This is a genomic window from Mesorhizobium sp. M1A.F.Ca.IN.020.04.1.1, assembly GCF_003997315.1.
GTDB lineage: Bacteria > Pseudomonadota > Alphaproteobacteria > Rhizobiales > Rhizobiaceae > Mesorhizobium.
In genome coordinates, this window is record NZ_RZSN01000342.1 from 1 (window position 1) to 2,283 (window position 2,283).

Sequence of the window (2,283 nt, forward strand, 5' to 3'; positions counted from 1 at the left end):
TGGCTGGTGACCACCTTCATGTCGCGATAGAGCGAAAAGCGGGTCAGTGCCTGGCCTTCCTCGGTTCCCCAGCCGGTGCCGTTCTTGTACCAGATGCCGTTGATCTTCTGGGCGTTCTTGTCGGCGGCGTTGAGTGTCGACCAGTCGAAATTCTCGTTGGCGATCGGCGACAGCCCGTAGACATCCATCCAGGAGGCGTTGTCGTTGTCCGGCCCGACATTGACCGAAGCCGCGAAGGGCACCAGGCTGAACTGGACCGGCTTGTCGATCTGCTTGATCTGCGCCGCCTGCTGCGCAAGCGTGTCGACCAACTGCTTGGCGGCCTGTTTGAGCAGGTCGATGCGCTTCTGCCCCGTGCCGGATCCTTTCGTCGACATCGAGCCCGAATTGTCGAGCACCATCGCCACTTCCAGTGTGTTCTTCAAGCGCACCTGTGACTTCATCTCGAGCTCAACGGGCTTTTTCGCGTCGACTTCGTCGACGCCGACGAGCATTGCCGAAGCCGGATAGAAATAGGGATGGTAGGTAAGCGTGGCGCTCATTGTCAGCAAGCCGCCGCCGGCCTGGCTGGTGGGCAGGGTGATGTTGAGCGCTACGTCCGAGGGGTCGATGGTGTTGAGGTTGGCGTTGAAGAAGTCGACCGCATAGGCCTTGATCTGGTCGTCGGTGGCGCCCTCCGCCAACCGCCTCGCGGCGGCAAAGTTCGCCGCATCGAGCGCGTTGAGCACCTTCTGTTTCTGACGGTTGAGTTCGGTGAAGTCGACCGCGAGTGCGAGGGCGCCCATCAGCGGCACCATGGCGATCGCCGTCATCAGGGCATAGTTGCCGCGCCGGTCGCGGCAAAAGCGAAGCCAGAATTCGCGCATCTTCGGCAAGCGGTTCTCTTTCGGATCAGCTGACGATGCGCAGGTTCGACAATTCGTTGCCGATCGCCTTGAAGTCGTCCGAAAGCGTGGCGCCGGTCGAGTTCCAGAATAGCTTCGCGGGCTTGCTCGGGTCGGCCGGGTCCCTGCGGAAGCGGGAGTCGGAAGCGCAAGCCTTCAGCGCAGCCATCGCCTTCTTCTCGTCCGCCTTGGTGTCGACCAGGTCGAGCGAGACCGTCATCACCATGATCCCGGCCGCCTTGGCGTTGGCGCACAGCGTCTGCATCTGTTCGTCAAGCGCGGCGGTGTAGTTGCCGTCCGTATAGGTGGTCTTAGGCACCGCGGTGCTCGTATTCATGAACAGGCGCGTGACGCTGCCCGATCCTGGATAGGTCAGCCCGGTATAGCCATAGGCCGCGTAAGTGGAACGATTGTTGGCATAGCTGGCGTCGCTAAACGGGCTGTAAGTATTGGCGCCGTCGGTCAACACGATGACGACCTTGTCGTTGCCTTTTTCGTTGTTTGGCCGACCTTCGGTGAACGGCTCGTTGCTGGAGACCGTCCGCCAACCCCAAGCGAGCCCCTCGGGCACGTTGGTGTTGCCAGTTGGCGCCATCTCGTCGATGGCATCGTCAAGCTCCTGCTTTTGGGCCGAAACAGTGACGTCCTTCAGCGGCGTGATCGGACTGGTGGTGCAACCTGCATTCGGACCGTCGCCGGCGGCGGCCGACTTCGAACCGTAGGGCTTCACCAAGAAGTATTTGCGCATGTCCGACTGCCGCTGTTTGGCGGTCGGATTGGTCGGATCGTAGGGCCAATCGGCCCACCAGTTATTGTCATAATAGCTGCCACTAATAGGCCACGCGCTGACGTCGTTGCTACCATCACGGTCGAAATCGCGCCAAAGCGTGCCGGCCTCGTCAGGCGCGAACATCGGCACAAAAAGCGTCGCAGGATTGGATGTGGTGGGCGTCGTGTCGTCGTCGTTGTACGGGTATGGCCTCGCCTCGACGCAACCCTGCCAACTCGCATAGCGGCTCGTGGTATAAACGTATGTCGGGGCCGGGGTGACCCAATGGCCTTTGCTGCAGGTGCCGTCCCTCTTGGTGACGTCACAGACATACTGTTTGGGGGGCTGCACCGTTTCGCGGTCAGACTCGACGGTCATGTCGGAATACAGGCTGAAGCGGGTCAGCGGCTGGTCCTTGGTATCGCCCCAACCGTCCCCTCGTTTGTACCAGGCGCCATTGACCTTCTCGGCGTACTTGTTCCGATCGTTGTCGGCGCTCATTGGTAAGCGCTGTTCTCAGGCCACGGCCCTGAGTTCGGGAGCCGGGATGTAGGCCCAGGGCAGCAGGTCGTCGATCTGGCTGTTCGGGTGGCCATTGACGATCCTGGTGAGGACATCGGCGAGATAGCC

At 61.2% G+C, this 2,283-nt stretch carries 3 protein-coding genes; all 3 read right to left on the minus strand.

Annotated elements, in window-relative coordinates; genetic code table 11:
• The coding region (locus EOA49_RS31585; protein ID WP_164749374.1) for a TadE/TadG family type IV pilus assembly protein at window positions 1–866 on the minus strand (866 nt) is incomplete at its 3' end.
• Between the two features lie 25 nt (window positions 867–891).
• The gene (locus EOA49_RS31590; RefSeq protein WP_245460860.1) at window positions 892–2,154 is read right to left on the minus strand and encodes a hypothetical protein; all 1,263 of its coding nucleotides are present in this window, start codon (window positions 2,152–2,154) and stop codon (window positions 892–894) included.
• Window positions 2,155–2,169: 15 nt separating this feature from the next.
• Window positions 2,170–2,283: transposase domain-containing protein (locus tag EOA49_RS31595; protein WP_135913840.1), on the minus strand; the 114-nt coding region annotated here is incomplete at its 5' end.

What these genes read in the sequence shown, in the direction of transcription:
- EOA49_RS31590 (WP_245460860.1), bottom strand. Translation starts at nt 2,154, where the DNA reads ATGAGCGCCGACAACGATCGGAACAAGTACGCCGAGAAGGTCAATGGC.